The following is a 1,349-nucleotide window of genomic DNA, read 5'->3' as shown; positions in this document are numbered from 1 at the left end:
GCCGACATGCCGAACGGTTGGCGTCACGCTGGTGTCGTGCGCGGTTCGGCCGCTGTGCACCGCACAGTGAGCGCTCCAGGCTTTCCCAATCGAGAAGTTGATCCGCATGACCAGGACATTCGCCGACACGGTCTTCCGCAACGGTCGGATCTACACGTCGAACCGAGGGCAGCCTTGGGTGGCCTGCGCGGCGGTCAAGGCCGGCCGGTTCATCGCGGTCGGCGAGGAGCGCGACGTCGCATCGCTGATCGGCGAGGGGATCGCCGAGACCCTGCATAAGGCGGCCTCGGCTGCTGCGCCCGGCGCCTGGATCGTCGGCGGCCAGTTCGGCAACAATCTGCTGAACGAGATGAACACCGCGGAATCCTGCGCGCTGCTCGACGCGGCATGCCTCGGCCATCCCGTCGTGTTGCGCGACGACACCTATCACAATCGCTGGGCGAGCTCGGCGGCGCTGCGGCTTGCCGGCGTGCAGGCCGATACCGACGATCCGACCGACGGCGAGATCGGCCGCGACCTCAAGACCGGGACGCTGACCGGGATCATGATCGAGGCCGCCTCGGGCCTGGTCGAGCGGGCGCTGGCGGCGTCCGGTCACTACACGCCGGAGATGGACCGCGCCGCGGTGGCGCGCTCGATCTCGGTGCTGAACTCTTACGGTGTCACCGCTTTCATCGACGCCGCCAGCATGCAGCCGATCATGGCGGCGCTGAAGGGCCTCGACGATCGGGGCGAGCTCACCGCCTGGGCGGTCTGCGCGATGCCGGTGGTTGAGCCGGGCTTCATGTTCGGCAAGGCCGGCGAGGAGCTGTTTGCGCTGCGCGAAGACTATCGCGGCGCGCATGTGAAGCCGGACTACGTCAAGGTGTTCCTCGACGGCGTGCCGGGTGCCAAGACTGCCGCCTTCCATGAGCCCTATCTGGCCGATCCCGTGCGTGGCTGCTGTTTCCGCGGCGCGACGATGCTGACCGTGCCGGACCTGATCCGCTGGCTCGGGCGATGCGAGAAGCTCGGCCTTGCCGCCAAGATCCATTGCGCTGGAGATGCCGCGGTGACGCAGGCGCTCGATGCCATCGATGTCGTGCGCAGCTTCAACGGCCCGACCAACCTGATTCACCAGATCGCTCATGCGAGCTACATCGCGCCTGACGACATCAGGCGCTTCGCCGAGCTCGGCGTTGCCGCCGACCTGTCACCGATCATCTGGTATCCGACCATCTTCCTTGAGGCGCACAAGGCCGCGATGGGCGAGGAGCGGGCGCAGCGCTTCTGGCCGAACAAGGATTTGAAGGAGGCCGGCGCGCTGATGGCCGGCGGCTCGGACTGGCCTGTCATCCCGATCCCCGATC

General features: G+C 67.5%; 1 protein-coding gene. It reads left to right on the top strand.

Translation table 11 applies throughout. The features are described 5' to 3' along the window. Positions 1-106: 106 nt before the first annotated feature. Positions 107-1,349, top strand: a 1,243-nt coding sequence (locus ACJH6J_RS30420; protein ID WP_406805036.1) for an amidohydrolase, incomplete at its 3' end; no start/stop codon positions are given.

Origin of the sequence: Mycobacterium sp. SMC-18 (assembly GCF_045310895.1) — a bacterium.
Classification (GTDB): domain Bacteria; phylum Actinomycetota; class Actinomycetes; order Mycobacteriales; family Mycobacteriaceae; genus Mycobacterium.
The sequence above is the reverse complement of the archived record's forward strand: the minus strand, read 5'-3'. Positions and strand labels throughout refer to the sequence as shown.